Annotated in this window: 24 protein-coding genes; 7 read left to right on the top strand and 17 right to left on the bottom strand. The window is 64.5% G+C overall.

Features of this window, described 5'->3' with window-relative positions; genetic code table 11:
- Positions 1–78: 78 nt before the first annotated feature.
- The 3 genes from pta to BLR94_RS19550 are packed head-to-tail and all read right to left on the bottom strand — an operon-like array spanning position 79 to position 3,715.
- A complete protein-coding gene (gene pta / locus BLR94_RS19540; protein WP_084307750.1) occupies positions 79–2,172 on the bottom strand; it encodes a phosphate acetyltransferase in 2,094 nt (697 codons plus the stop codon).
- Positions 2,173–2,185: 13 nt separating this feature from the next.
- Positions 2,186–3,370: an acetate kinase gene (locus tag BLR94_RS19545; protein WP_084307749.1), complete on the bottom strand. Its 1,185-nt coding sequence runs from the start codon at positions 3,368–3,370 to the stop codon at positions 2,186–2,188.
- Positions 3,371–3,715 carry a DUF3565 domain-containing protein gene (locus BLR94_RS19550; protein WP_084307790.1) on the bottom strand — a complete coding sequence of 115 codons (345 nt, stop codon included), beginning with the start codon at positions 3,713–3,715 and terminating at the stop codon, positions 3,371–3,373.
- Between BLR94_RS19550 and BLR94_RS19555 the strand changes: the two genes are divergently transcribed.
- On the top strand, positions 3,684–4,169 hold the full coding sequence (locus BLR94_RS19555; protein WP_084307748.1) for an FKBP-type peptidyl-prolyl cis-trans isomerase: 486 nt from the start codon (positions 3,684–3,686) through the stop codon (positions 4,167–4,169). The two genes, BLR94_RS19550 and BLR94_RS19555, sit on opposite strands and share 32 nt — an antisense overlap.
- A gap of 135 nt (positions 4,170–4,304) precedes the next feature.
- Positions 4,305–4,787: a glutathione peroxidase gene (locus BLR94_RS19560; RefSeq protein ID WP_084307747.1), complete on the top strand. Its 483-nt coding sequence runs from the start codon at positions 4,305–4,307 to the stop codon at positions 4,785–4,787.
- Positions 4,788–4,950: 163 nt separating this feature from the next.
- Here BLR94_RS19560 and BLR94_RS19565 read toward each other — a convergent pair whose 3' ends face one another.
- Together BLR94_RS19565 and cysZ are read right to left on the bottom strand one after the other, a co-directional pair.
- A complete protein-coding gene (locus BLR94_RS19565) occupies positions 4,951–6,156 on the bottom strand; it encodes a glycosyltransferase family 4 protein (protein WP_084307789.1) in 1,206 nt (401 codons plus the stop codon).
- 39 nt (positions 6,157–6,195) lie between these two features.
- Positions 6,196–6,963, bottom strand: coding sequence for a sulfate transporter CysZ (cysZ, locus tag BLR94_RS19570; protein WP_084307746.1), 768 nt, complete (start codon positions 6,961–6,963; stop codon positions 6,196–6,198).
- A gap of 241 nt (positions 6,964–7,204) precedes the next feature.
- Here cysZ and trxB point away from each other — a divergent pair, with 241 nt between their 5' ends.
- On the top strand, positions 7,205–8,152 hold the full coding sequence (gene trxB, locus BLR94_RS19575; RefSeq protein WP_084307745.1) for a thioredoxin-disulfide reductase: 948 nt from the start codon (positions 7,205–7,207) through the stop codon (positions 8,150–8,152).
- Between the two features lie 90 nt (positions 8,153–8,242).
- Here the strand turns inward: trxB and BLR94_RS19580 are convergent, their stop codons facing one another.
- From BLR94_RS19580 to metG, 5 genes are all read right to left on the bottom strand, one after another.
- Positions 8,243–8,422: a PA3496 family putative envelope integrity protein gene (locus tag BLR94_RS19580; RefSeq protein ID WP_084307744.1), complete on the bottom strand. Its 180-nt coding sequence runs from the start codon at positions 8,420–8,422 to the stop codon at positions 8,243–8,245.
- A 107-nt stretch (positions 8,423–8,529) separates the two neighbouring features.
- Positions 8,530–9,168 carry an endonuclease III gene (gene nth, locus BLR94_RS19585; RefSeq protein WP_084307743.1) on the bottom strand — a complete coding sequence of 213 codons (639 nt, stop codon included), beginning with the start codon at positions 9,166–9,168 and terminating at the stop codon, positions 8,530–8,532.
- Between the two features lie 31 nt (positions 9,169–9,199).
- The gene (locus tag BLR94_RS28230; RefSeq protein ID WP_084307788.1) at positions 9,200–10,540 is read right to left on the bottom strand and encodes an RnfABCDGE type electron transport complex subunit B; all 1,341 of its coding nucleotides are present in this window, start codon (positions 10,538–10,540) and stop codon (positions 9,200–9,202) included.
- 166 nt (positions 10,541–10,706) lie between these two features.
- Positions 10,707–11,510 (bottom strand): DUF4349 domain-containing protein, encoded by an 804-nt coding sequence (locus tag BLR94_RS19595; RefSeq protein WP_084307742.1) that lies wholly within the window; start codon positions 11,508–11,510, stop codon positions 10,707–10,709.
- Positions 11,511–11,720: 210 nt separating this feature from the next.
- Positions 11,721–13,754 carry a methionine--tRNA ligase gene (gene metG, locus BLR94_RS19600; RefSeq protein WP_084307741.1) on the bottom strand — a complete coding sequence of 678 codons (2,034 nt, stop codon included), beginning with the start codon at positions 13,752–13,754 and terminating at the stop codon, positions 11,721–11,723.
- A gap of 152 nt (positions 13,755–13,906) precedes the next feature.
- On the opposite strand from metG, the gene BLR94_RS19605 reads away from it, so the two are divergent.
- Both BLR94_RS19605 and apbC read left to right on the top strand, forming a co-directional pair.
- Complete coding sequence (locus BLR94_RS19605; protein ID WP_084307740.1) at positions 13,907–14,599, top strand: YiaD family glycine zipper/OmpA-like lipoprotein; 693 nt, start codon at positions 13,907–13,909, stop codon at positions 14,597–14,599.
- Between the two features lie 96 nt (positions 14,600–14,695).
- Entirely contained in the window at positions 14,696–15,790 is a 1,095-nt protein-coding gene (apbC, locus tag BLR94_RS19610; protein WP_084307739.1) for an iron-sulfur cluster carrier protein ApbC, read from the top strand.
- Between the two features lie 112 nt (positions 15,791–15,902).
- On the opposite strand, the gene BLR94_RS19615 is transcribed toward apbC, so the two are convergent.
- On the bottom strand, positions 15,903–16,112 hold the full coding sequence (locus BLR94_RS19615) for a cold-shock protein (RefSeq protein WP_042555234.1): 210 nt from the start codon (positions 16,110–16,112) through the stop codon (positions 15,903–15,905).
- Positions 16,113–16,439: 327 nt separating this feature from the next.
- On the opposite strand from BLR94_RS19615, the gene dcd reads away from it, so the two are divergent.
- Together dcd and BLR94_RS19625 are read left to right on the top strand one after the other, a co-directional pair.
- Positions 16,440–17,006 (top strand): dCTP deaminase, encoded by a 567-nt coding sequence (dcd, locus tag BLR94_RS19620; RefSeq protein WP_084307738.1) that lies wholly within the window; start codon positions 16,440–16,442, stop codon positions 17,004–17,006.
- 354 nt (positions 17,007–17,360) lie between these two features.
- A complete protein-coding gene (locus tag BLR94_RS19625) occupies positions 17,361–17,588 on the top strand; it encodes a hypothetical protein (RefSeq protein ID WP_084307737.1) in 228 nt (75 codons plus the stop codon).
- Between the two features lie 10 nt (positions 17,589–17,598).
- Here BLR94_RS19625 and BLR94_RS19630 read toward each other — a convergent pair whose 3' ends face one another.
- The 6 genes from BLR94_RS19630 to BLR94_RS19655 all read right to left on the bottom strand — a co-directional run bounded on the left by BLR94_RS19630 (position 17,599) and on the right by BLR94_RS19655 (position 26,586).
- A complete protein-coding gene (locus tag BLR94_RS19630; protein WP_084307736.1) occupies positions 17,599–18,459 on the bottom strand; it encodes an ABC transporter ATP-binding protein in 861 nt (286 codons plus the stop codon).
- 11 nt (positions 18,460–18,470) lie between these two features.
- Positions 18,471–19,316 carry a nitrate ABC transporter permease gene (gene ntrB / locus BLR94_RS19635; RefSeq protein WP_090423745.1) on the bottom strand — a complete coding sequence of 282 codons (846 nt, stop codon included), beginning with the start codon at positions 19,314–19,316 and terminating at the stop codon, positions 18,471–18,473.
- The gene (locus BLR94_RS19640) at positions 19,313–20,662 is read right to left on the bottom strand and encodes a CmpA/NrtA family ABC transporter substrate-binding protein (protein WP_084307735.1); all 1,350 of its coding nucleotides are present in this window, start codon (positions 20,660–20,662) and stop codon (positions 19,313–19,315) included. The genes ntrB and BLR94_RS19640 overlap by 4 nt, the downstream gene beginning before the upstream one ends.
- A gap of 454 nt (positions 20,663–21,116) precedes the next feature.
- Positions 21,117–22,424, bottom strand: a complete 1,308-nt coding sequence (locus BLR94_RS19645) for a nitrate regulatory protein (RefSeq protein ID WP_084307734.1) — start codon at positions 22,422–22,424, stop codon at positions 21,117–21,119.
- Positions 22,425–22,567: 143 nt separating this feature from the next.
- Positions 22,568–25,321 carry a nitrate reductase gene (locus BLR94_RS19650; protein ID WP_084307733.1) on the bottom strand — a complete coding sequence of 918 codons (2,754 nt, stop codon included), beginning with the start codon at positions 25,319–25,321 and terminating at the stop codon, positions 22,568–22,570.
- The gene (locus tag BLR94_RS19655; protein WP_084307732.1) at positions 25,321–26,586 is read right to left on the bottom strand and encodes an NAD(P)/FAD-dependent oxidoreductase; all 1,266 of its coding nucleotides are present in this window, start codon (positions 26,584–26,586) and stop codon (positions 25,321–25,323) included. Before BLR94_RS19655 ends, BLR94_RS19650 begins: the two co-directional genes overlap by 1 nt.
- Positions 26,587–26,776: the final 190 nt, after the last annotated feature.

The raw sequence follows: 26,776 nt of genomic DNA on the forward strand, positions 1-26,776 counted from the left end.
GCAATTGCCGCACAGGTTAACGATTGGCGATGGAACTGCAAGCCGATCCGAGCGCAGTGCGCTCGAACGAGCCGGGCCTCACTGGCGCAGGTTGGCGGCCTGAATGGCGGTGAGCGCGATGGTGAAGACGATATCGTCGACCAGCGCCCCGCGAGACAGATCGTTCACCGGTTTGCGCAGACCCTGCAGCATGGGGCCGACGCTGATGCAGTCGGCGCTGCGCTGCACGGCCTTGTAGGTGGTATTGCCGGTATTCAGGTCCGGGAATATGAACACCGTGGCACGCCCGGCCACCGGGCTGTTGGGGGCTTTCTGCCGACCCACGCTGTCGATGGCGGCGGCGTCATACTGCAACGGGCCGTCCAGAAGCAGATCCGGCTTGGCCTGGCGCGCCAGGCGGGTCGCCTCGCGGACCTTCTCGACTTCCTCGCCACTGCCGGAGTCGCCAGTGGAGTAGCTGAGCATGGCCACGCGCGGTGGGATGCCAAAGGCCTCGGCGGAGCTGGCGCTCTGCAGGGCGATCTCGGCCAGTTGCTCGGCATTGGGGTCCGGGTTGACCGCGCAATCGCCGTAGACCAGCACCTGATCCGGCAGCAGCATGAAGAACACCGAGGACACCAGGTTGTAGCCTGGCGCCGTCTTGATCAATTGCAGCGCCGGGCGGATGGTGTTGGCAGTGGTGTGCACGGCGCCCGACACCAGGCCGTCGACTTCGTCCAGGGCCAGCATCATGGTGCCCAGCACCACGGTATCTTCGAGCTGGGCGCTGGCCATGGGCGCATTGAGCCCCTTGCCCTTGCGTAACTCGACCATGGGATCGACGTAACGCTCGCGGATCAGATCCGGGTCGAGAATTTCCAGGCCCGGTGGCAGTTCGATGCCCTGGGCCTGGGCCACGCTGCGGACCTCGTCGGGTTTTGCCAGCAGCACGCAACGGGCGATGCCGCGGGCCTGGCAAATGGCTGCCGCCTGCACGGTGCGTGGTTCGGCCCCTTCGGGCAGGACGATGCGTTTGTTCGCCGCTTTGGCCTGCTGCACCAACTGATAGCGGAACGCCGGCGGCGAAAGGCGCAACTCACGCGGGCTGCCGCAACGGGCAGCGAGCCAGTCGTGATCGAGGTGGCTGGCGACGAAGTCGGCGACCTTCTCGGCGCGCTCCTTGTCGTCGACCGGGATTTCCTTGTTCAGCCGGTTCAGGTTGGTGGCGGTGTCGTAGGAGCCGGTGCCTACGGTCATCACCGGCAGGCCGCTTTGCAGTGCACCACGGCACAGTTCCATGATGCGCGGATCGGGGGCGAAATCGCTGCACAGCAACAGGCCGGCCAGCGGCATGCCATTCATCGCCGCCAGGCTGGCGGCGAGGATGATGTCGTCGCGATCACCTGGCGTCACCACCAGCGTACCGGGCTTGAGCAACTGCACCGTATTGGCCACGGCGCGGGCGCAGAGCACGATCTTCAGCATACGCCGCTGTTCGTAGTCGCCCGCGTTGAGCACCCGCGCGCCGAGCAGTTCGGCGATGTCGCGGGTTCGCGGCGCATTCAGCTCGTCGAGCCAGGGAATGCAGCCGAGCAGGCGGAACTCGGGGTGACGCAGCAGCGACGAATGCTCGCGCAGGCGTGCGGCGAAGGCTTCCAGGCCGTCGTCGCTGCGGATCTTGTTGAGGATCACCCCGAGCACTTTGGGGTCTTTGGGGCCGCCGAACTGCTGGGCCTGGATTTCCACACGGTCACACAGTTCGCTGAGGCTTTCCTGCTCCGGCGCGGAAACCAGGATCACGTCGGCATCCAGGCTCTTGGCCAGATGCAGATTGACCCGGGCGGCGTAACTGGCCTGGCGCGTTGGCACCATGCCTTCGACGATCACCACGTCCTTGTCCCTGGCGGCCTCCTGATAGAGGCTGATGATTTCCTCGAGCAACTCGTCCAGATCGCCATCGCCAAGGCGCCGCTCGACATGGGCCAGCGCCAGTGGCTTGGGGGAGTGCAGGCCGTGGGTGCGGGCGACCAGCTCGCTGGAGCGCTCCGGGCCGGCATCGCCCTGATGCGGCTGAGCGATGGGCTTGAAGAAGCCGACCTTGAGGCCGGCACGTTCCAGTGCGCCGACCAGGCCCAGGCTGATGGAGGTGAGGCCGACGCCGAAGCCGGTCGGGGAAATGAAAAAGGTGTGCATGAGGTTCTCCGTGTCAGTCGAGCAGCGCCAGGGTGTCGAGAGCGATCTGTCGCTCTTCGTTGGTAGGCACCACCAGCACCCGAGTGTGATCTTGCGCGTGGATCGGGCCGCTGACGCCACGCAGGCAACGGTCGTTGGCCTCTTCGTCCAGTCGCAGGCCGAGCAGCTTCAGGTGGGCGACCGTCTTGCTGCGGATCAGCGGCGAGTTTTCGCCGATGCCACCGGTGAAGATCAGCCCGTCCAGGCGCGGTAGCGCACAGCTCATGGCTGCCAGGGATTTGCCCAGGCGATAGCAGAACACCTCGATGGCCAGGGCCGCGCCGGGGTGCCCCTGGTCACGGGCCTGTTCCAGGCTGCGCATGTCGTTGGACAGGCCGGACAGGCCAAGCAGGCCGCTGTCGTGGTTGAGCATGCGATCGATCTGTTCCAGGCTCCAGCCCAGGGTACGCGACAGGTGGCTGTGCAGGTTGGGGTCGACATCACCGCTGCGGGTTCCCATCACCAGGCCCTCCAGAGGCGTCAGGCCCATGCTGGTGTCGCGGCTCTGACCGTTGACCACGGCACAGGTCGAACAGCCATTGCCCAGGTGAGCGACCAGCCAGGCGCTGTCGTCGGCGGCCAGGCCGCTGAGTTCCGCCGCGCGGGCGCTGACGAAGCGGTGGCTGGTACCGTGGAAGCCGTAGCGGCGTACGCCGTGGTCGCGGTACAGGTATTCCGGCACTGCGTAGCGGAAGGCGTGTTCGGGCAGGCTCTGGTGAAAGGCGGTGTCGAACACCGCCACCTGGGGCAATTGTGGGTACAGCGCCAGGGCCGCTTCGATGCCGAGCAGGCCTGCGGGATTGTGCAGCGGTGCGAGTGGGGCGACCGCTCGTATCGCCGCGATCACCTGGTCGTCCAGGCGCTGGGCACTGGTGAAGTGCTCACCACCGTGCACGATGCGATGGCCGATGCCATGCAGGTGGCCACCTGTGGTTTCCTGCACCCGTTGCAGCAGATGAGCGAGGGCGGCGCGATGGTCGTCTGCGGGGATCGCCTGGGTGTGCTTGATGCCGTCTCGCTGCCAGTGCAGGACGGCGTCCGCGCTGCCGAGGCGTTCAGCCAGGCCGCTGATGGCGAACTGGGCCTGGTCCGGGTCGACCAGCGCGAATTTTATGGAGGAACTGCCGCAGTTGATCACCAGAATATTGCGTGCGGGCATTCAAAGATCCTTAGGGTCCGTTGACGTTTCAGACTGCGCTGCGGCACACCAGCCACACATGAAATGCGTGCCGATGCACGCTTGTCGTTGCGCGGCATCGAGCACCCAGGCGCGGTTCTGCCAGGGTGGCTGGTGGCGCAGGTGCTGAGTGTGACCACAGGATAGGACAGCCACCCAGTGGCCGTCATGATCCTGCTCAAAAGCGACCAGGGCAATGCCCGATGTGGCCCGCCCGTCAGGGCTCGGGTCGCTTTCGCATCGACCCTTGGTTACACTCTCGCGTTCATTTTCCTCGAGCAAAAGGTTCGCCCCCATGCAGATTGCCGCCAACAAGGCCGTTTCCATCGACTATACCCTGACCAACGATGCCGGTGAGGTGATCGATAGTTCCGCTGGCGGCGCGCCGCTGGTGTACCTGCACGGTGCTGGCAATATCATCGTTGGCCTCGAGAAGGCACTGCTCGGCAAACAGGCCGGCGACGAGATCAATGTCTCCGTCGAGCCCGAGGAGGCCTATGGCGAGTACAGTGCCGAGCTGGTCGCTACCCTGAACCGTTCGATGTTCGAAGGCGTCGACGAACTGGAAGTCGGCATGCAGTTCCACGCCTCCGGTCCGGATGGCGGCATGCAGATCGTCACCATTCGCGAGCTGGACGGCGACGACGTGATCGTCGACGGCAACCACCCGCTGGCCGGCCAGCGCCTGACCTTCGCGGTCAAGGTCGTCGACGTGCGTGATGCCAGCGCCGAGGAAGTCGCCCATGGTCATGTTCACGGCGAAGGTGGTCATCACCACTGATCCGTATGTCGGCAGCCAATCTTGCGCTGCTGGCCGCTGGTCATTCGTGACTGCTAAGCTGCAAGCAGAAAGGGCGCCTTTTCGGCGCCCTTTGTGTCTCTCCCACGTCCGAATCCGCGTTACCCGGAGCACACCATGAGCGCCTTTCACGACCTGACGCTGCACGCACTGGATGGCCAGGAGTTGCCTCTGGCTCCGCTCAAGGACAAGGTCGTGCTAGTCGTCAACGTCGCCTCCAAGTGTGGGCTCACGCCGCAGTATGCCGGGCTGGAGCGCTTGCAGCAGACCTATGCGGCGCAGGGCTTCAGTGTGCTGGGAGTACCCTGCAATCAATTCGCCGCTCAGGAGCCGGACAGCGAGTCGACGATCGCCACGTTCTGCAGCCTGAATTATGGCGTCACCTTTCCATTGAGCAGCAAGCTCGAGGTCAACGGCGGCGGCCGCCACCCCCTGTACCGACTGCTGGCGGGAGAGGGGGCAGAGTTTCCAGGCGACATCACCTGGAACTTCGAGAAGTTTCTCGTCGGCCAGGATGGTCGTGTGCTGGCGCGCTTTTCGCCGCGTACCGCGCCGGACGATCCCGCACTGATTCAGGCCATCGAGAAAGCCCTGGCCTGAGCGACAATGCCAGCTTGCCGCTGGCAGGCGTTGAAAAAGCATCTGCGTTGCCATCTTGGCGTTGGAAACAGGCTCAAAATGCTCATCCCCAACACCTGGAATTTGCTTTTTCGCCTGTTTTTTCCTTGCGCTGGCTGCCTCACCTACATTTTTCAACGGTCTGTCAGTGCGCCCGCTCCGTCTCGACAGCCAGCGCGGCGTTCTGCGCCAAGGCTGGCCGCTTGGGGTCATGCAGCGCGCCGTGCAGGTGGTTTTCGAACTGCTCGATGATCGATGACCAACCCTGTTTGGCCGCGTGCCGACGTGCATTGAGGCGTACGCGCCGCAGGTTTTCCCGGTCCTCGAGCAGCCAGTGAGCCGATTCGATGAACGTTCGCTGGTCATCGGCACTGGCCAGCATGCCGTTGTGCCCGTGCTCGACGTGCTGGGCGGCTGCCGCCAGGTCGAAAGCGACTACGCCCAGCCCTGCTGCCATGGCTTCGAGCAGCACATTGCCGAAGGTTTCCGAGAGACTGGGAAACAGGAACAGATCGCCGCTGGCGTAATGCTCGGCCAGGGTTTCGCCACGCTGTATGCCGCAGAACAGTGCATCCGGCAGTTGTCGCTGCAAGCTGTCGCGCTGCGGGCCGTCGCCCACCACGATCAGCTTGAGCCGCTGCCCTGCACGTTGTCGCTGCAGGGCCTGGAAGGTGCTCACCAGGAGATCCAGATTCTTTTCCGCAGCCAGCCGGCCGACATGCAGCACGGCGATATCCTGCTCATCGAGGCCCCAACTGCGGCGTAATTCGTCACTGCGCCGGGCCGGGTTGAACAGGTGGGCATCAACGCCACGGGCAAGCAGCTCCAGGCGCTCGAAACCGCGACGCTGCAGTTCGCAGCGCTGGCTGAGGCTAGGCACCAGGGTCATGCGTGAGGCGTTGTGAAACCAGCGCAGGTAGTTGGTCAGCAGCCGGGTCAGCAAAGTGATGCCATAGTGCCCGGTGTACTGCTGGAAATTGGTGTGAAAGCCACTGACCACCGGAATGCGCAGGCGCCGGGCGGCTCTCAGCGCCGACAGGCCCAGCGGGCCTTCGGTCGCGATGTAGAGCACGTCCGGGCGCTGCCTGCGCCACAGGCGCAGCAGCTTGTGGCGTGCCGACTGGCCCCACTGCAGGCCGCGGTAGCCGGGTAATGGCCAGCCGCGGGTGAGCAGCAGGTCGTCATCGTTGTTCGTGGGGCTATCGGTGGCCTGTCGAGGGCGTACCAGTTGCAGGCGATGGCCGCGCGCGCGCAGCCCGGCTACCAGGTGGCCAAGGGTATTGGCCACGCCATTGATTTCCGGGCTGAAGGTCTCGCTGACCAAGGCGATGAATAGTGGGGGAGTACTCATGGCAGCAGTCTGGGCCGCTGTCATGTAGCGTTTGTGACATCAATGTGGCTTTTGCGTGACGGCGCGTGCGCCATTGCCGACGCCGCCCTCGCGTACCCAGAAGAGCGTGGCACCCGCCACGGCTGCCGGCATCATCAGGATATTGACGAAGGGAATCAGCAGCGCGGCATAGGTGATGCCGCCGAAACCCAGGGATTGCCAGCGCTTCTCGCGTAGCCAGGCGAGCATGTCCTGCCAGCTCATCTTGTTGTTGTCGGCCGGGTAGTCGATGTACTGGATGGCCATCATCCATACGCCGAACAGCAGCCACAGCGGTGCGGCGACCAGGTTGACCACCGGAATGAAGGAGAGGATCAGCAGGCCCAGCGCCCGTGGCAGGAAATACGCCAGCTTGCGCGCCTCGCGACCCAGGGTACGTGGCACCATGGCGATCAGCTCGGCCCAGCTGAAGGGTGGGAAATTGTCCTCGCCGCGCACCACCACCTCGACCTTCTCGGCCAGAAAGCCATTGAACGGGGCCGCGACGATATTGGCCAGCAGGGTGAAGGTGAAGAACACCATCAACACCACCAGCACCACGAACAACGGCCAGAGGATGTACTGCAGGAAACTCAGCCAATCGGGCAGGCTCGGCATGAAGGCGTCGACCCAACCGCTGAACTGTTGCACGGCGAAGCCGATCATCAGGCTGAACAGGATCAGGTTGATCGCCAGGGGCAGCAAAACGAACAGCCGCAGACCGGGGCTCAGTACCAGCTTCAGGCCCTCGCTGAGGTATTGCGGGCCGGACAGCACGGGGGGGCGCATGAAAGAGTCTCCAGAAAGTGAACGTCGCGCGACCTTACCCATTTTGCGGGCCTGGCGAAAGCACGGGCAGGTTACCGCTGACGTCATAGAGCCGGGCTATACGCCGGATTGGCAAAGCACATTTCCACCAGGCAGGGCATGCGCTTAGTCTTTCGGCGTTGCTTTCGGGAGCCACCCCGGCAAACCCTCTGCGGTTTCTGAAGGCTTTTTTCTTCGGCAGCTCTGCGGTGAGGAGTCTCAGATGTCCAGTGCACGCCACGCTCGTGTCATCATTCTTGGTTCCGGCCCGGCCGGCTATAGCGCCGCGGTGTATGCGGCGCGGGCCAATCTAAAACCCTTGCTGATCACTGGCCTGCAGGCCGGCGGCCAACTGACCACTACCACCGAAGTGGACAACTGGCCGGGCGACGCCCATGGCCTGACCGGGCCGGAACTGATGCAGCGCATGCAGGCCCACGCCGAGCGCTTCGAAACCGAAATCGTCTACGACCAGATCCAGGCCGTGGATCTCGCCGCGCGGCCATTCACGTTGATTGGCGACAGCGTCTCCTACACCTGTGATGCGCTGATCATCGCCACCGGCGCCAGTGCTCGCTATCTGGGGCTGCCGAGCGAGTCGGCGTTCATGGGCAAGGGCGTGTCGGCCTGCGCCACCTGCGATGGTTTCTTCTACCGTGGCCGTGAAGTGGCAGTGGTCGGCGGCGGCAATACGGCGGTGGAGGAGGCCCTGTACCTGGCCAATATCGCCAGCCGGGTGACGCTGATCCACCGGCGCAACGCCTTCCGGGCAGAAAAGATTCTGCAGAACAAGCTGCAGGCACGGGTGGCCGAGGGGCGCATCGTGCTGGCGTTGAATGCCGAAGTCGATGAAGTCCTCGGCGACGCCTCGGGGGTCACCGGCATACGGCTGCGCGAGCGGGACGGGGGTAGCCGTAATCTGTCGGTTGACGGGCTGTTCGTGGCCATCGGGCATACGCCCAACACGGCACTTTTCGAAGGCCAGCTGGCGCTCAGGGACGGCTATCTGCAGGTCAATGGCGGCCGTGACGGCAACGCCACGGCGACTCGTGTCGCAGGTGTATTCGCCGCTGGCGACGTGGCGGACAGCGTCTATCGCCAGGCCATTACCTCGGCGGGCGCCGGCTGCATGGCGGCGCTGGACGTGGAGCGTTATCTGGATGGCCTTTGATCGTTGAACCCTTGATCACCACCCGGAACGACGATGCCCGTATCGACTGATACGGGCATCTTTTCATTCCGTGGCGAAGAGGGCAGCGTTCTACAGATCGAAGTCGTATTCGGCCAACTGCTTGTGCAGGCGCCGTTCTTCGAGAAAATTGTCGATGATGCGTCGCTTGGTCAAATTGGTTTTCGCCACTTCCACGGGGGCTTCGCCGTTGTCCGTTTCCTCACTGGCGAAATCGTCTTCCAGCTCCAGGTCTTCTTTGCCGCTGCTCATACGCTTTACTCCCGGCTACAGGGGCCATTTGCCGACCTTATAAGGGCAAACGTCAGGCGAGTAAAAAAGATTTTTTCAATCGGCTGATGCAGGGCGTATATGAAGCCTCAATCGTCGGAGGTCTTCAATTTGTATTCGCACAGGTCTTCGATCCGGCAACTGCCGCAGCGCGGCTTGCGTGCCTGGCATACATAGCGGCCGTGCAGGATCAGCCAGTGGTGGGCGTCGAGGAGAAAATCCCTGGGTACGAACTTCAGCAGTTTCTTCTCTACCTCCACCACGTTCTTGCCTGGCGCGATTCCGGTGCGATTGCTGACCCGGAAAATGTGCGTGTCCACCGCCATGGTCAACTGCCGAAAGGCGGTATTGAGCACCACGTTGGCGGTCTTGCGACCGACGCCTGGCAGCGCTTCCAGCGCTTCACGGGTTCGCGGTACCTGGCTGCCATGCAGTTCCACCAGCATGCGGCAGGTCTCGATGACATTCCTGGCCTTGCTGTTGTACAGGCCAATGGTCTTGATGTATTCGCTGAGACCCTCTACGCCCAGAGCCAGAATCGCTTCCGGGGTGTTGGCCACCGGATAGAGTCTGGCGGTGGCCTTGTTGACCCCGACATCGGTGGCCTGGGCGGACAGAATCACCGCGATCAGCAGTTCGAAGGGCGTGCTGTAGGCCAGCTCGGTTTTCGGCTCCGGGTTGTCTTCGCGCAGGCGGCGGAAGATTTCAAGGCGTTTGGCGGCGTTCATCGTCAGGGCGGGTCACGGTAGTCGGGGCGCTCTAGGTGGCGCTGATATGCGCTTGCAGCCGGCGTTCGGCGACGGCAAGGCGTTCGAGTGCGGCATTGAGGGTGGCGCTTTCGCAGGTAACGCTGCGTTGCAACCTGCTCACGTCGGCACGGGCGTAGGCCAGGTCGGTTTTCAGCTGGCGCAACTCGGTGCTGACGCCGGCTTTGTCGACCAGTACCCGCTGCGGAGCCGGTTTGCCGCAGCGCTGTTCGGCGTCGTGCAGGGCCTGTTGCGCCGCCGCGTAGTCTGCTCGCATGGCACTCAGCCGGTCGTCATCGACGCCTCGACGTTCGCCGGACTGCAGCGCCGCGCGGCGGTTGGCAACGTCGATCTTGGCCTGCTTCAGCGCCTGCTCGCCGGCACCGGGTGTCTTGCCAGCGGTGTCGGGTAGCAGCTCGTGCAACTGCCGTTGCGCTTTCTCTGCCGCCTGGCGCAGCCTATCGAGTTGCTCTTGCTGTGGGGCATCGGGGGTTTTGCCGAAGGCCTTGAGTGCCTTGTGCAACTGCGCGCGGCTCATCGCGGCATCGATCTTAGTCCGTTTCAAGGCACCCTCGTCGGTATTCGCCACGGCGCCAGCCGTCGATGGCCTGTGTCGCTGAGCCGCCTGCAGGGCCGCGGCTGCCTGCTCGCTGGCGCTGTGCAGGGCATCCAGCTGTGCCGCGAACGGCGAGCCGGGGTGCATGGCCACCTGTTTGCGGATTTTCTCGTAGGCGACCTTGGCCATCGAGGCTTCGATTTTCAGGCGTTTGAGGCGTGCGTTCTGGTCGCCGTCGTTGGCGCCAGGTGTTGCGGCTGTTCGCGGTTCGGGCCGCGTGACGGGGGTGCTACGCGCGGCGCGGCGGCGTGCCTCGTCGCCAGCCAGGCGTGACAGGCGAGCCTGGTGGCGGGCGCGAAACTGGTCGGCACGCCGGCGTTGAATCGTCGCCTGCGGGGCGCTGAGAGGAACCAGGTCGATGCAGTCTACCGGGCAGGGCGCAACGCACAGGTCGCAGCCACTGCATTCGTCGGCGATCACCGTGTGCATCAGTTTGGCGGCACCGACGATGGCGTCCACCGGGCAGGCCTGGATGCATTTGGTGCAGCCGATGCACTCCGCCTCGCGGATAACCGCGATCTGCGCCGGTGTGGCCGGTAGTGCCAGTGGCAGTTCCGGAACCCGCAGCAGGTTGGCCAGCGCATGGAGGGTGGCGGTGCCGCCCGGCGGGCACTTGTTGATCGCTTCGCCCGCCGCGATGGCCTCGGCGTAGGGCTGGCAGCCCGGGTGGCCGCATTTGCCGCATTGCGTCTGCGGCAGCAGGGCATCGATGGCGGCGATCCGCAGGGCAGTGCTCATGGTCGCCGCACGCAGCGTCGCTCGCACGGGGTCGGCCCGTGCGAGCGCATGCAGGAGAGGTTGCGGGAGTCGATCATCGGTGTTGCAGGTCTGGCTGAAGCGTTGGCCGCACATTATCCGGCATGCGCCGCGCCCGGTACAGCGGCACGGTCACGTCAGCGTGCATTCAGGCCTCGTTGCGAACGCGGCTGGCCTTGCGCCACAGCCAGCGGGTCAGCAGGGCGAGCGGAAACAGGATGAGCACGAAGGGAATGCCGTAGCCGAGCAGCCTGATGGCTTCGGTGGCGCCCTCGGTGGCGTTGTCGAGCATACCGCCAGCGGCTTCGCCGATACGTGCCAGGCGCCCGCTCGGTTCGCCTTCTGGGCTGAAGCTCAGGGTCAGCAGGTTGCTGGTAAGACGTCGTTGCTGCTGGGCCGACTGTTGGGCTGCACCCGCCAGTTGCACCTCCACCTCGGCCAGTTCGCGGGCCAGGGCGAGCATGTCGCTGACGCTCAGGTCATCGCGAGCTTGGTACTGCAGCAGGGTTTTCTGCTGGCGCTCCAGGCGTTGGCGTTGCTGCTCGGTGTCGCTGACCGCCTGGGCCAGATCCTCGGCGCGGGTGTGGCGGCTCTGCAGCTCGCCGCCTTGGCCGGCAAAACCGACCAGCGGCTCGACGCCGTCCGGAACGATGCGCACGGTGATGCTCGCCGCCCGGTAGTGGCCCTGGCTCTGCTCGATGGCCAGCAGGTCGCACTGGCCGAAACGCTGGCTGCTGCACGCTTCACGCACGGCCGCCAGACGCGGCTCGACCTGTTCGATGGGCAGGCGAATGCCCACGCTGTGTTCGTAGGCGAGAAACGCACCCCGCGGCGTAGTTTCGCCAAGCAACGTGGCGCCCGCTGGCGGGGGGCCGTCGCCGGAGGGCGAGCAGCCGGCCAGCGTCAGCAGGGCTAGAGCGGTGGTGAGAAAACGAGATTTGGAGAAAAGCATCCTTGCACCTCAGAAACAGTTCACGATCTATCGCGTATTGCTTGCCAGTGCGTATGTGCGGCAGGCCGATTGGCGGACAATTGTGGGAGTGCGCCATGCGCGCGAAATCGCGGGCGCGGCCCGCTCCCACATGGATTATCGAACGGCCGCTATCGCCGTTAATCAGCCTACTCCCAGCTCTCGAGGACGAGAGTCGGGGTCGATAATCGCTTACTTGACGCGCTGGCCCGGCTTGGCGCCGCTGTCCGGGCTGAGCAGGTAAATGTCTTCGCCGCCAGGGCCGGCAGCCAGCACCATGCCTTCCGACACGCCGAACTTCATCTTGCGCGCTGCCAGGTTGGCCACGTACAACGTGAGGCGGCCCTCCAGCTTGCCTGGGTCGGGATAGGCGCTCTTGATCCCGGAAAACACATTGCGCTTCTCGTCACCGATATCCAGGGTCAGGCGCAGCAGTTTGTCGGCGCCCTCCACGAACTCGCACTTTTCGATCAGCGCAATACGCAGGTCGACCGCTGCGAAGGCGTCGAAAGCGATCTCCGCAGCCAACGGATCCTTCTTCAGCTCGCCATTACCTTTGGGGGCTTCGGCAGCGGCCAGATCCTCCTTGGAAGCTTCGACCATGGCGTCGACCTTGGCGGGTTCGATGCGGCTGAGCAGTGGAGTGAACGGATTCAACTGATGATCGGCCAGCGGCGTGGCCAGGTCATTCCACGTCAGCGGCGCGACGTTGAGGAAGGCCTCGGCATCGCGGGCCAGATGCGGCAGCACCGGCTTGAGGAGGATCACCAGTTGACGGAACAGGTTGATGCCCAGGGAGCAAACCGCCTGCACCTCGTCGGCCTTGCCTTCCTGCTTGGCCAGCGACCACGGCGCCTTGTCGGCGATCCAGGCGTTGGCGCGGTCGGCCAGGGCCATGATCTCCCGCATGGCACGCGCGAAGTCTCGGCTTTCGTAGGCTTCGGCGATGCTCGGTGCGGCGCTCTGGAAGGCGCTCCACAGTTCCGGCTCGGGGTTGGCCGCCACCAGCACGCCGGCATTGCCCTTGTGGATGAAACCCGCGCATCGGCTGGCGATGTTGACCACCTTGCCGACCAGATCCGAGTTGACCTTCTGGATGAAGTCCTCGAGGTTCAGGTCGAGGTCATCGACGCCACGGCCCAGCTTGGCCGCGTAGTAGTAGCGCAGGTACTCCGGATTCAGGTGGTCCAGGTAGGTTCGTGCCTTGATGAAGGTACCGCGCGACTTGGACATCTTCTGCCCGTTCACGGTCAGGTAGCCGTGCACGTTGATGGCGGTCGGTTTGCGGAAGCCGGCACCTTCGAGCATGGCGGGCCAGAACAGGGCGTGGAAGTTGACGATGTCCTTGCCGATGAAGTGGTACACCTCGGCGCTGGAGTCCTTGTTCCAGAACGCATCGAAATCCAGTTCCGGGCGACGCGCGCAGAGGTTCTTGAAGCTGGCCATGTAGCCGATCGGCGCATCCAGCCAGACATAGAAATACTTGCCCGGCTCGTCGGGGATCTCGAAGCCGAAGTAGGGTGCGTCACGGCTGATGTCCCACTCGTGCAGGCCGCCATCGAGCCACTCGGCGAGCTTGTTGGCCACCGATTCCTGCAGGGTGCCGCTGCGCGTCCATTGCTGGAGCATGTCCTGGAACTGCGGCAGCTTGAAGAAGAAATGCTTGGAATCCTTGAGCACCGGCACCGCACCGGAAATCGCCGAACGCGGGTCTTTCAGTTCGGTGGGCTCGTAGGTGGCACCGCATTTTTCGCAGTTGTCACCGTACTGGTCCGCCGCCGAGCATTTCGGGCAGGTGCCCTTGATGAAGCGGTCCGCCAGGAACATGCCTTTTTCCGGGTCGAAATACTGGGTCACCGAGCGTGTGGCGATGTGGCCATTGTCGCGCAGTGCCGTGTAGATCGATTCCGACAGCTCGCGGTTTTCCGGCGAGTGGGTGGAATGGAAATTGTCGAACTCCACCAGGAAGTCGGCGAAGTCGCCGCTGTGCTCGGCCTTGACGCCGTCGATCAGCTGTTCGGCGCTGATGCCTTCCTTCTCCGCCCGTAGCATGATCGCCGAGCCGTGGGCATCGTCCGCGCACACATAGATGCACTGGTTGCCGCGCAGTTTCTGGTAGCGCACCCACATGTCGGTCTGGATGTACTCGAGCATGTGGCCAAGGTGGATCGAACCATTGGCGTAGGGCAGGGCGCTGGTAACGAGAATCTGGCGAGCTTGGGACATTGTCAGGCTGTCATCGGCTGGAGGGAGGTCGATCACTATAAAGTAAGCGGGCGCGATCCGGCCAGCGGGCAAATAGCGCTGACATCGACTTGAATTTAGCGACCCAGGCGGGTTCCAACGAGTACCTTCCGCTCCCAGTAAGGAGATGAACCATGCCTGCAGTTTTACGTCCGCTCGCCTCTGCCACCGCTCTGGCCCTGTTGGTTGGCTGTGCCTCGAACAACCCCTACGACAACGCCGGTGGTGGCGCAGCCAGCGGTGGCGGCCACCGTGCCGCTACCTATGGCGGCCTGGCGGCGCTCGCTGGAGCGGCGGTCGGTGCGGCGGTCAATCACGATGACCGCGGCAAGGGCGCTGCGATCGGTGCCGTGCTCGCTGGTGCCGCCGGTGCCGGCTATGGTTACTACGCCGACCGCCAGGAGGCCGAGCTGCGCCGCAGCATGGAAGGCACTGGTGTGGAGGTGCAGCGCCAGGGCGACGACATCAAGTTGATCATGCCGGGCAATATCACCTTCGCCACCGACTCAGCGGATATCGCCCCGAGTTTCTACACGCCGCTGAATAACCTGGCGACCTCGTTCAAGCAGTTCCAGAACAACAGCATCGAGATCGTCGGTTACACCGACAGCACCGGTTCGCGCCAGCACAATATGGCGTTGTCCCAACGTCGCGCACAGAGCGTGACCAGCTACCTGACCGCCCAGGGCATCGACGGCACGCGCCTGTCCAGCCGGGGTGCCGGCCCGGATCAGCCGATTGCCGACAACGCCACCGCCGACGGTCGCGCGCAGAACCGCCGCGTCGAGGTGAACCTCAAGCCGCTGCCGGGCCAGCCGGTGCAGTGAGTGGCAACGGCCGGTGGCCCCTCGGGTCATCGGTCTGCATCCAGCGCGTCGCTCGGGTAGGATAGGTGTCTATTCCTGCCATCTCCGGAGCCAAGCATGAGCGCTGATATCCGTGCCGCGGTCGAAGCCGTGTTGCGCCAGTACACCGATCCCCATCTCGATCAGGATCCAGTCAGTGCTGGCTGCGTGCGGGCCATCGAGGTTCACGACGGTCAGGTCAGCGTCAGGCTGGAGCTGGGTTACGCTGCTGCCCTGTTCAAGCAGGGCTGGGCGCAACTGCTGCAGTTGGCCATCGAGAATATCGAGGGGGTGCACAGTGCCAGCGTGGACGTTGACTGTGTGATCGCCGCCCACAAGGCGCAGGCTCAGGTGCCTGCCCTGGCCAATGTCAAGAACGTGATCGCCGTGGCATCGGGCAAAGGCGGCGTGGGCAAGTCCACCACCGCTGCCAACCTGGCCCTGGCCCTGGCCCGCGAGGGCGCTCGGGTGGGCATTCTCGATGCGGATATCTATGGCCCCAGCCAGGGCATCATGTTCGGCATTGCCGAAGGTACGCGGCCCCAGGTGCGTGAACAGAAGTGGTTCGTACCGCTCCAAGCCCATGGCGTGCAGGTGATGTCCATGGCTTTTCTCACCGATGACAACACGCCGGTGGTGTGGCGCGGGCCGATGGTCTCCGGCGCACTGCTGCAACTGGTCACCCAGACCGCCTGGGATGCCCTCGATTATCTGGTCATCGACATGCCGCCCGGTACGGGCGATATCCACCTCACCCTGGCGCAGAAGGTTCCGGTGGCGGGGGCGGTGATCGTCACCACGCCACAGGATCTGGCGCTGCTGGATGCCAGGAAGGGTGTGGAGATGTTCCGCAAGGTGAACATTCCGGTGCTGGGGGTGGTGGAGAACATGGCCGTGCACATCTGCTCCAACTGCGGCCACGCCGAGCACCTGTTCGGTGAGGGCGGTGGCGAGAAGTTGGCCGCCCAGTTCGGTGTCGACCTGCTGGCGTCGATGCCGTTGTCCATGGCCATCCGCATGCAGGCCGATGGCGGCAAGCCAACGACCATCGCCGACCCGCAAAGCCAGATCGCCATGCTCTATCAACAGATGGCCCGTCAGGTCGGGGCGCGCATCGCTGCGAGCGCGGCGACGGCCCCGGCCGTACCGACCATCGTCATCGCCGACGATTGATCACCGTTACGCGTCCGCCTGGCGGGCGCGTATCTGCATGCCCGAGGGGCTCGGCAAAAAATGAGGCCATAAAAAACCCCGCCGAGGCGGGGTTTTTTGTAGAAAGAGCAGGTTAGATAACCTGAACTTCCTCAGCTTGCATGCCTTTCTGACCACGGGTGGCCACGAAGGAAACCTGCTGGCCTTCTTTCAGGCTCTTGAAGCCATCGCTCTGGATAGCTTTGAAGTGTACGAACAGGTCGTCACCGGATTGCGGAGTGATGAAGCCGTAGCCTTTCTCATCGTTGAACCACTTAACGGTGCCATTCTGACGATTGGACATGTGATGTCTCCTAAGAACTAAAGAAATAACAGCCCTGGATAGAACCAGGCCGGGACTGAGTGCAACGAGTACTAGGAGTCGGACGATGTTTGGATCGAAATCTAGGCATCATGTAGCGATTCGCGGTGACACATGCAGCACAGTGGGGTCACCATACCCGCTTTTTTCGCTAAGTGCGAATGGTCTGTAAGTCTTTCTGCGATTTCCTTGCATCATTGCCGATTGGGCAGGGCTCGCGGAGCCTGTCGAGAGGCTTTGAACCCTGCCCTCCAGCCCGGTAAGATGCCCTCACTTTTTCACCGCACAGACCTTCAGGACGGCCCCGCCATGAGCATCAAGTCAGACAAGTGGATACGCCGCATGGCCCAGGAACACGGCATGATCGAACCCTTCGTCGAGCGCCAGGTGCGCAACGAAGGCGGTCAGCAATTGATCTCCTACGGGGTGTCGAGCTACGGCTACGACGTGCGCTGCGCCGATGAATTCAAGGTCTTCACCAATATCAACTCGGCCACCGTCGACCCGAAGAATTTCGATGAGAAGAGTTTCGTCGACATCAAGAGTGACGTGTGCATCATCCCGCCGAACTCCTTCGCCCTGGCGCGCACCGTGGAATTCTTCCGCATTCCGCGCAATGTGCTGACCATCTGCCTGGGCAAGAGTACCTATGCGCGTTGCGGCATCATCGTCAATGTCACGCCGCTGGAGCCGGAGTGGGAAGGGCACGTGACCCTGGAGTTCTCCAACACCACCACGCTGCCGGCTAAGATCTATGCCAACGAGGGCGTGGCGCAGATGCTGTTCCTCGAGTCCGACGAGGCCTGCGAGGTGTCGTACAAGGATCGTGGCGGCAAGTACCAGGGGCAACGCGGTGTGACGCTGCCCAGAACCTGATACGCGCCCTCTGCGGGACGAATCCAAGCCGGGTGTTCCCGGCTTTTTTGTGCCTCGCGATTGCTCCCGGGTGGGCACCCGGCGGGATGTCGCGCGACCACAGAACCGCTCACGGAGACTCCTCGCGGCGACGCGCCCTGGGCCGGTGGCCAGCCGCACGCAGGCGAATCGCAGGCAAAAAAAAGGGCGCCTTCAGCGCCCGGAGAAATCAATCGATGCCTGATTTCTGAGTAGGGGCATGCGGTGAAGTTCCACTGATTTATAGGGCGAACTGTTCGCCGCTGGCAGGTCTACATCGTATCGAGGTGCACCACTGTGCGTGCCCGCTGAAATGCCACCTGCCGGAGAGACACTATGAGCCAATGGAATATCGCCTACAGCAGAGATGAGGCGGCAGAAGTCCTCAAGGTCAAATCGAAAGAGAAACCCAGCCTCGAGCAGGCCGTGATCTGGCTGTTGGAATGGGCCGAGGAAAACCTCGAACGCCTCGAACCGAAAGAGCAGCCCCACGAGGAGCAGACTCCCGCTGTCCGCCTGGAGGAGCGCTTCGGCATCACCGTCACCGGCATCGCCCGCGACTGACGCAAGCCCCTCAGGCACGTGCGCGTGCCTTGCCGGTCAGCTCCTCGGTCGCGCCAGCGGCGCCACGGCGCGCACCCATGGGTTCGACCGCGCGCCGCTTCTCGTGCAGGAAGCTCAACACCCTGTGGCGATAAGCGTTGTAGCGCGGGTCGTCGGCCAGGGCGATGCGTTCGCGCGGGCGCGGCAGGTCGATGGTGAGGATTTCGCCGATGGTCGCCGACGGGCCATTGGTCATCATCACGATACGATCGGAAAGCAGCACCGCTTCGTCGACGTCGTGGGTGATCATCAGCACCGTGTTGTGCAGTTCGCCCTGGATACGCATCACCTCGTCCTGCAAGTGGGCGCGGGTCAGGGCGTCGAGGGCGCCGAAGGGTTCATCGAGCAGCAGGACCTTGGGTTCCATGGCCAGCGCGCGGGCGATGCCGACCCGCTGTTTCATGCCGCCGGAAATTTCGCTGGGCAGCTTGTGCAGGGCGTGGCCCATGCTCACCAGTTGCAGGTGATGCAGCGTCCAGTCGCGGCGCTCGGCCTTGCTCTTGCTGCGCTTGAACACCTTGTCGACGGCCAGGGCGACGTTTTCCTGCACCGTCAACCAGGGCAGCAGCGAGTGGTTCTGGAACACCAGGCTACGATCCGGGCCGGGGCCGCGAACCTCTCTACCGTCGAGAATCACCGCACCGCTGCTGGAGTCGGTCAGGCCGGCGACGATGTTCAGCACCGTCGATTTGCCGCAGCCGGAATGGCCGATGATGGAGATGTACTCGCCGCGCTCGACGTCGAGGTTGATCTGGTTCAGCACGTGGGAGGTGACGCCGTCACGCTCGAAGTACTTTTCCACCTGTTCGATGCTCAAGTAGTGCTTGCTCATATCCGTATTCCTCAGGCCGATGTGCCGCGGGTGATGCGATTGCCAACGAACAGCACCAGGCGATCGAGCAGGAAACCGACCACGCCGACGTAGACCAGGGCGAGAATGATGTCGCTGATGCGCGAGGCGTTCCACGCGTCCCAGATGAAGAAGCCGATACCCACGCCGCCGATCAGCATCTCCGCGGCGATGATCGCCAGCCAGGACAGCCCGACGCCGATGCGCAGCCCGGAGAAGATGTAGGGCGCGGCGGCGGGCAACATGATCTTCTGGAAGTACTCCACGCCATCGAGGCGCAGCACCCTGGCGACGTTGCGGTAGTCCTCGGGGATGTTGCGGATGCCCACCGAGGTGTTGATGATGATCGGCCAGATGGCGGTGATGAAAATCACGAACAGGGCCGAGGGGTAACTGTCCTTGAAGCCAGCCAGCGAAAGCGGCAACCAGGCCAGCGGCGGCACGGTACGCAGGATCTGGAACAGCGGATCGAGGCCGCGCATGGCCCAGTTCGACTGGCCGACCAGCACCCCCAGGGCCACGCCGACGACCACCGCCAGGGCATAGCCGTAGGCTACGCGCTCGAGGCTGGCGAGCAACTGCCAGGCCATGCCGACGTCGGTGCCGCCGTTGTCGTAGAAGGGATCGACGATAAGTTCCCAGGTGTCTTCGATGACCTGGCTGGGCGGCGGCAACGATGCGTTGGCACCGCTGCACAGCAGTTGCCAGATCAGCAGCAGAGCGGCGGTGATTATCAGGGGGGGCAGCACCGATTGCAGCAGGGTGTTCGACAGGCGTTTCGACCAACTGGGGGCGATGACGCCAGCCGGCAGGGCCAGCGATTTGACGGGCGCATTCATGGCGTTGCTCCGGTTAGGCCTTTCAGGGACAGGCTGTCGAGATAGGCTTGCGGGTTCTGCGGGTCGAAGGTCTTGCCGTCGAAAAAGGTCTCGACGCCGCGGGATTTGCCCTGCGGAATCTGCTCGGCGGGGACCCCCAGTTCGGCGGCGGCCTGGCGCCAGATGCCCTCGCGGTTGACGGTGGCGATCAGTGCCTGGCTGTCGAAATCCTCTGGCAGGTAGCCCCAGCGTTTGTTTTCGGTCAGGAACCACAGGTCGTGGCTCTGGAAGGGGTAGGAGGCGAACTCGCTCCAGAAACGCATCCGATGCGGGCTGTTTTCCACCACGCGGCCGTTGCCGTAAGCGATGTTGCCTTGCAGGCGCGCCAGCAGGTCCTTGGCCGGTGCGCCAATCCAGCGGCGCTTGGCGCAGATCTCGGCGACCCTTTCCTTGTTCTCCGCGGCTTCGCAGAACATCTGCGCCTCCATCACCGCCTTGAGCAGGGCGCGGGTGGCATTCGGGTTGGCATCCACATAGTCGGCACGCAGCGACAGGGCCTTTTCCGGGTGATTGGCCCACAGCTCGCCGCTGGTCACCGCGCTGTAGCCGATCCCCTGGTTGATCAACTGTGCGTTCCATGGCTCACCGACGCAGAAGGCGTCCATGCTGCCGACCTTCATGTTGGCGACCATCTGTGGTGGCGGGATGACCACCGTCGGCAGATCCTTGTTGGGCTCGATGCCGCCGGCTGCCATCCAGTAGCGCAGCCACAGGTCGTGGGTGCCGCCGGGAAAGGTCATCGCTGCGGCGATTTTCTGCCCCTTGGCCCGCTTGGCGGCAAGCGCCTGCTTGAAGGCGCTGGCATCGCTGCCAAGCTTGAGATCCTGGTACTCGTTGCTGATCGAGATGCCCTGGCCGTTGAGGTTCAGGCGCGCCAGCAGAACCATCGGCAGCGGCGCGTTGTTGCTGGTGATCTTGCCGGCAGCCATCAGGTAGGGCATCGGCGTGAGGATATGGGCGCCATCGATACCGCCACTGCCGGCGCCGAGCATCAGGTTGTCGCGGGTGGTGCCCCAGGACGACTGCTTGAGCACCTCGACATCGGTCATCCCGTGCTTGGCGAACAGGCCCAGCTCATCGGCCACGAACAGGGGGGCGGCATCGCTCAGAGCGATGAAGCCGAGCCTGGCCCGGGTGGTCTCCAGGCCATCGCTGTCCGCCGCCCAGACCGCGCTGCTCAGCCCTGCGGGCAGCAGGTTCATCAACGCGCCGCTTGCAAGCAGGCCCGTGGAGCGCTTGAGAAAGGTGCGGCGCGCTTGATCGGCACTGTCATCAACGGTTGGCGCTGTACGTGGCTTGTCGTCCATCTCGTTATCCCCAAAAGGCGCGCAATAAAAAACGGCGTCACACTCATGGCAGCACACGGGCTGCAACAAGGGTGGACGCCGTTGTCCAGGATTCGGATTGTATGGAGGCAGGGCCTGCCTCTCGGTCATGCACGTAGCAGGTTGCATGCCAGTGGCTGGTGCGACTGGCCCCGCTGGCTGACGATTGCCTGTCGGACTCGCCGTGTGCGCCCCAGCGGTTGAGCGGGAAAGCCTTTCCGGCTGGGCTGGGTGATCTCGCCGATCGCGCATTCCCTCGACTCGGATGCTGGTACCGCACAACCGCGGGGCGTCTGCCGCCTGCGGTGCGCGGCGCAGGTGCATGGGGGAGAGACGACCGATGGGGGTCGGCCCCGGGCATCGCTGCGTTCAGCGCCGGGTTGCCAGAAGGGGGCGGTAGCTTGTGGCGGAGCGCAGCGATACCGGGGCGATTCCCTCAGCCGCGCCTGCTCATGTCGCCGTGCGGGTTCTCCTGGGCCTTGCGGGCGGCGAAGGCGAGCAGGCTCTGGGCGACATCCACCAGGCGCATGCTGCGCTCCATGGCTGACTGCCGCAGGCGTGCGTAGGCATCCTCCTCGCTGAGGCGGTAGTCGTGCATCAGCAGTTTCTTGGCCCGTTCGATCAGCTTGCGCTCGTTGAGGGTTTCGCGGGTTTCCTTGAGCTCGTCGCTGACCCGCTGCAGGCGCTGGTTCTGCGCGTGCAGCAGGTCGAGCACCGAGCGCGCCAGGTGATTGCCCACGGCATCCCGGGGGGCGCTGTCCAGGGTGCTGCTGTGTACGCTGAACAGCAATGCCTGGTCGCTGCCGGCGTCCATCTGCGCCAGGCGCCCCAGCAAGGTGCGGTGGTTGTCGAGGTCGGCATGGGCCTGCGCGATGCTGCTGCGGCAATGCGCAAGCAGGCGTTCGGCCAGATGATTCTCCACCTCCTTCATGGCGTCGATACGCCGCGTGTTGAGTTCGAACCACAGCTCGCAGAGACCTGGATCGACCCTGGCATTGGCCGCGGTACGCCGGGCGATAACGCGCAGGCGGGTGACCTGTTCGACGGCCTCACCGGCGTGAATGCGCTGCCACAGGGCGAGCGCCTCGCTCTCGGTGAACTCGCTGAACACCTCGAAGCAGCGCTCCTGACCGTCCTGGAGTTGCTGCAGGCGTTCCTGCAATTCAGCGTCGAAGAACCCGCGGGAGAAACCCTCGACCCCGGCCGCACGCTCCTGGCCGGCCAGTTCCTTGCCCTGCATGAAGTTGAACATGGCCACCAGCAGCCGGGTGATGCCCGGGTCGACGGCGGTATCGGCAGCCTCGAAAACCACGGCCAGCAACCCGCCGATCAGGCGAGTGAACGCCTGGGTTGCCTGGCGCGTCGTGGGTTGCAGCTCACGGATGCGGCGACGCAGGCCCGGTAGCTCGTCCAGGCCATGCAGCACGTAGGCGATACGGTTGAACAGGCGTGCCCGGTCCGCCGTATTGGCCTGCGCGGTATCCATGGCCATGAAGCACTGGTGTACCTGACGCTCCACCGCAGCCGATTCGGCACTGAGTGCATCGAGTTGCTGCAGGTAATGGCTCGACTGGCTGCCCAGGTAGAGGTTGCAGAAACCGCGTTCTTTTTGCAGTTGGTGCACCAACTGGCTGATATGGGTCACCAGTTGGCAGGTGACGGACAGGCTTTCCAGGCCCTGCAGCTCGCAGCGGCGGGCGGCGAGCATGAAACGCAGGGCGGCAGGCATCGTGGCGTCAGGCATGGGGGCAGTCTTTCCGGCAACACGGTTGAACTGGAACGGTGCAAATAGCAGTCCAACCGACCTGCTACAGGCATGTGTACGGATCCGTCGGGAACCCCTGCCTCGGCGCGACGAGCCAGCCTGCGCGGGCAGCGACCAGGTCGCTAGGCTTCCATGCGCTGCTGTGCCAGCAGGCGCTTGATTTCCGGCACGCAGGAGCCGCAGCCGGTACCACAACCGAGATGCTGCTTGAGCGCATTGAGGTCGCAGCCGCGCTGGATGGCCTCGCGTACGGCGCTGTCGCTGACGTTCAGGCAGGTGCACAGGATCCTGCCGCCCGCTTGGCGAGTCTCGCCGGGTGGGCCGTCCACCGGCGCCAGCAGCCACCGACGCAGGGGCCGGCCATTGTCGTCATCCAGGGCAACCCGGTTTTGCCAGAGGTCATGCAGCCAACCGCGGGCGCGGGTCTCGCCGCTCAGCGAGAAGCCCGTCAGGCGACCGCCGTCGATACGCACGCGCTTGTGAACGGGCAGGCAGCCTGGGTCGCCATGAGGATCGTCGTAACGGATCACCGGACCCTCGTGCAAACCCAGTTTTTCCTGGAGTTGCTTGAGCAGCCCGGCATCCGGCGCGTGGTGGTGGGCGACGCGCATCACCAGTGCCGACGTCTCGCGGCCGGCGAGGCCGAAGCTGGCGTAGGCGAAGGTTTCGCACAGCGGGCGCAGGGCTTCCAGGCGCCGCTGGACATCGCCTTCGACCAGCGCGTGGAAGGTCCAGGGCAGGTCGATGGGCTGTACGTCGATGGCGGCGTGCTTGAGCTCCGGCTGTTTCGACAGCGGATCGAACGCCGGCAAGGTCAGCGCGTTGATGCCCAGGCCCTTGAGAAAGCGGTCGCCCCAGTGCATGGGCAGGAACGCCTGGCCCTGTTGCAGGCCCTTGTCGGCCTGTACGCGCACCACCAGCGTGCCACGGCGGCTGCTTACCTCGACCAGTTGGCCGTCGTGCAGGTGCCGCTGCGCCATGTCCTGCGGGTGCAGGTCGAGCAGTGGTTCTGCGACATGGGCGAACAGCCGTGCTGCGGTGCCGGTGCGGCTCATGCCATGCCACTGATCACGCAGGCGCCCGGTGTTGAGGCTCAGGGGGTAGTGCCTGTCGCGCCGCTCTTTGGCCGGTTGGTAAGCCTCGGCGATGAAACGCGCGCGGCCGTTGGCGCTCGGAAAGCGGCCGTCGCCGTAGAGGCGTGGGGTGCCGCTTTGCTTCCCCTCGGGAAGCGGCCACTGCTGCGGGCCGATTGCCTCCAGCAGGGCGTAGCCGAGGCCACACAGATCCAGATCTCGACCGCGGGTCAGGACCTTGTATTCCTCGAACAACTGCTCGGCCGTCTCGAAGGCGAAATGCCCGGATGGCATGTCCGGCAGGCGGGTTTCCAGGCGCCTGGCGAAATCGCAGGTGATCGACCAGTCGGCCCGCGCCTCGCCAGGTGCCGGCACGGCACGGCGCACGCGGCTGACGCGGCGCTCGGAGTTGGTCACCGTGCCTTCCTTCTCGCCCCAGCTGGCAGCGGGCAACAGCAGGTCGGCGTAGCGGCAGGTTTCAGTGGTGAAGAACGCTTCCTGCACCACCACGAAAGGGCAGTCGCTGAGGGCCTTGTGAATGCGGTGCTGGTCCGGCATGGACTGGGCCGGGTTGGTGCAGGCGATCCACAGCGCCTTGACCTTGCCGCTGCCCAGCGCCTCGAACAGTTCGATGGCGCTGAGGCCCGGTGTTTCCGGCAGTGCCTCGACGCCCCAGTAGGCGGCGACTTCGGCGCGGTGCTGCGGGTTGGCGGCTTCGCGATGGCCGGGTAGCAGGTTGGCCAGGCTACCGGTCTCCCGGCCACCCATGGCATTCGGCTGGCCGGTGAGGGAGAAGGGGCCGCTGCCGGGCTTGCCGATCTGCCCGGTGGCCAGGTGCAGGTTGATCAGCGCGGCATTCTTCGCGCTGCCGGCGGTGGACTGGTTGACGCCCATGCACCACAGCGACAGAAAGCGTGGTGAGCTGCCGATCCACTCCGCGCAGCGACGCAGGTCCGCTTCGTCGATCGCACAGAGTTCGGCGACGCGCTTGGCCGGGTAATCCGCGACCAGGGTTTGCAGGGCGTCGAAGCCTTCGGTGTGTGCCGCGATGAAGGCATGGTCGATACGCCCCTGTTCCAGCAGCAGGTGCAGCACGCCGTGCAGGAGCGCCACATCGCTGCCGGGCGCGATGGCCAGGTGCAGGTCGGCGAGGTCGCAGGTATCGGTGCGCCGCGGGTCGACGACGATCACTTTCATCTGCGGATTGCCGGCCTTGGCCGCCTCCAGACGGCGAAACAGGATCGGGTGGGCATAGGCCATGTTGCTGCCGATGATCAGCAGCGTGTCGGCCTGCTCGATGTCTTCGTAGGAGCAGGGCGGCGCATCGGCGCCCAGGCTGCGCTTGTAGCCGACCACGGCCGAGGACATGCACAGGCGCGAGTTACTGTCGATATTGTTGGTGCCGATCAGGGCGCGGGCCAGTTTGTTGAAGGCGTAGTAGTCCTCGGTCAGCAGTTGCCCGGAAATGTAGAAGGCCACGCTGTCCGGGCCGTTTTGGCGAATGGTTTCGGCGAACCGCTCGGCGGCGTGATCCAGGGCGCTGCCCCAGTCGCTACGGGTACGGCCCAGGTCTTTGCCGAGGCGCAGTTCCGGGTACAGGGCGCGGGCGGCGAGGTCGCCGGTCAGGTGCAGCGAGGCGCCCTTGCTGCACAGTTTGCCGAAGTTGGCCGGGTGCGCGGGATCGCCGCTGACGCCGAGAATGCGCTCGCCGTCGTGCTCGATCAGTACGCCACAGCCGACGCCGCAATAACAGCAGGTCGATGCGGTGCTGTGTGTCACCCCGCTGAGTTCCTGAGCACCCATCAGGCCGCTCCCTGCAGGAGAATCGGCTCGGCGCTGCAGGCGGAGGACAGGCTGCTCACCGCGTGCTCGCCGAACATCAGCATGTCGCGGATATCCGCCACCTGGCGACCTTCGCGGATCAGTTGCAGATACCAGGCGCCGTCGGCGGTATCGCCATACAGGCAGGCGCCGACCAGCACATCGTTCTTCAGCACCAGCTTGCGATAGCTGCCGGTGATCGGGTCGTCGAGCACGATGCTCTGCGTCCCCGGGCCGCCAGCGAAATCGCCTGCGGAGAACAGCTCGATACCGGTGACCTTGAGTTTGGTGGAGGTCAGCGAGCCGAGGTAGCGGCGAAAGCCCTGCATGGCCAGGTGGCTGGCACACACCCGCGCCTGTTCGAACAGCGGTGCCACCAGCCCGTAGGCGACGCCACGGTGGTTGACGCATTCGCCCACCGCGTACACCCGGGGGTCGAAGCTCTGCAGCGTGTCGTCGACCAGGATGCCGCGGGCGCAGGGCAGACCGGCGCGCTGGGCCAGCTCGATATTGGGGCGAATGCCGGCGGCCATCACCACCAGATCGGCGGGCAGTTGCCTGCCATCGCTGAAGCGCACGGCGGCGACCCGGCCGTTGTCGGTGCCGATCAGCTCGGCGGTCTGCTTGCCCAGGGCGAAGTGCAGGCCGCGTCGTTCCAGGGCGTTCTGCAGCAGTCTGCTAGCGCGCTCGTCGAGCTGGCGTTCCAGCAGGGTGGTGCCGTTGTGTACCACGCTCACATCCATGCCACGCAGCGTGAGGCCATTGGCCGCTTCCAGGCCGAGCAGGCCGCCGCCGATGACCACCGCGTGGCGGTGCCGGCTGGCGCTGTCGAGCATGCGGCGGGTGTCGGCGATATCGCGGTAGCCGATCACGCCCTCCAGGGCGTTGCCCGGTATGGGCAGGATGAACGGCCGCGAGCCAGTGGCGATCAACAGGCGGTCGTAGCTGGCGCTGCTGCCATCATCGGCGATCACCCGGCGATGGACACGGTCGATCTGCATCACCTGGCGGCCGAGGTGCAGGCGGATGCCGTGCTCGGCGTACCAGTCCAGGTCGTTGAGCACGATATCGGCGAAGGTCTGTTCGCCCGCCAGCACCGGCGACAGCAGGATGCGGTTGTAGTTGGGGTGCGGCTCGGCGCCGAACACGCTGATGTCGTACAGGTCCGGGGCGATCCTCAGCAGCTCTTCCAGCGTGCGTATACCGGCCATGCCATTGCCGATCACCACCAGTTTCAAGCGTTTCATCCGCTACCTCCGTGGCCCTGAATGAATCGCGACGGCCGGTAAGGGGCCTGCCAGGGATGGCAGGGCACAAAAAAAGCGTCCTGCACCGTGGGTGCAAGGACGCCTTTGTCCGATCCCGATTCGTTTCGGGCAGCTCTGCCGACTACCGGCGTGCTTTATGTGTGCAGGATCATGAGCAGGGAGTGTGCCA

This window comes from Phytopseudomonas flavescens (genome assembly GCF_900100535.1).
GTDB classification, from domain to species: domain Bacteria; phylum Pseudomonadota; class Gammaproteobacteria; order Pseudomonadales; family Pseudomonadaceae; genus Aquipseudomonas; species Aquipseudomonas flavescens.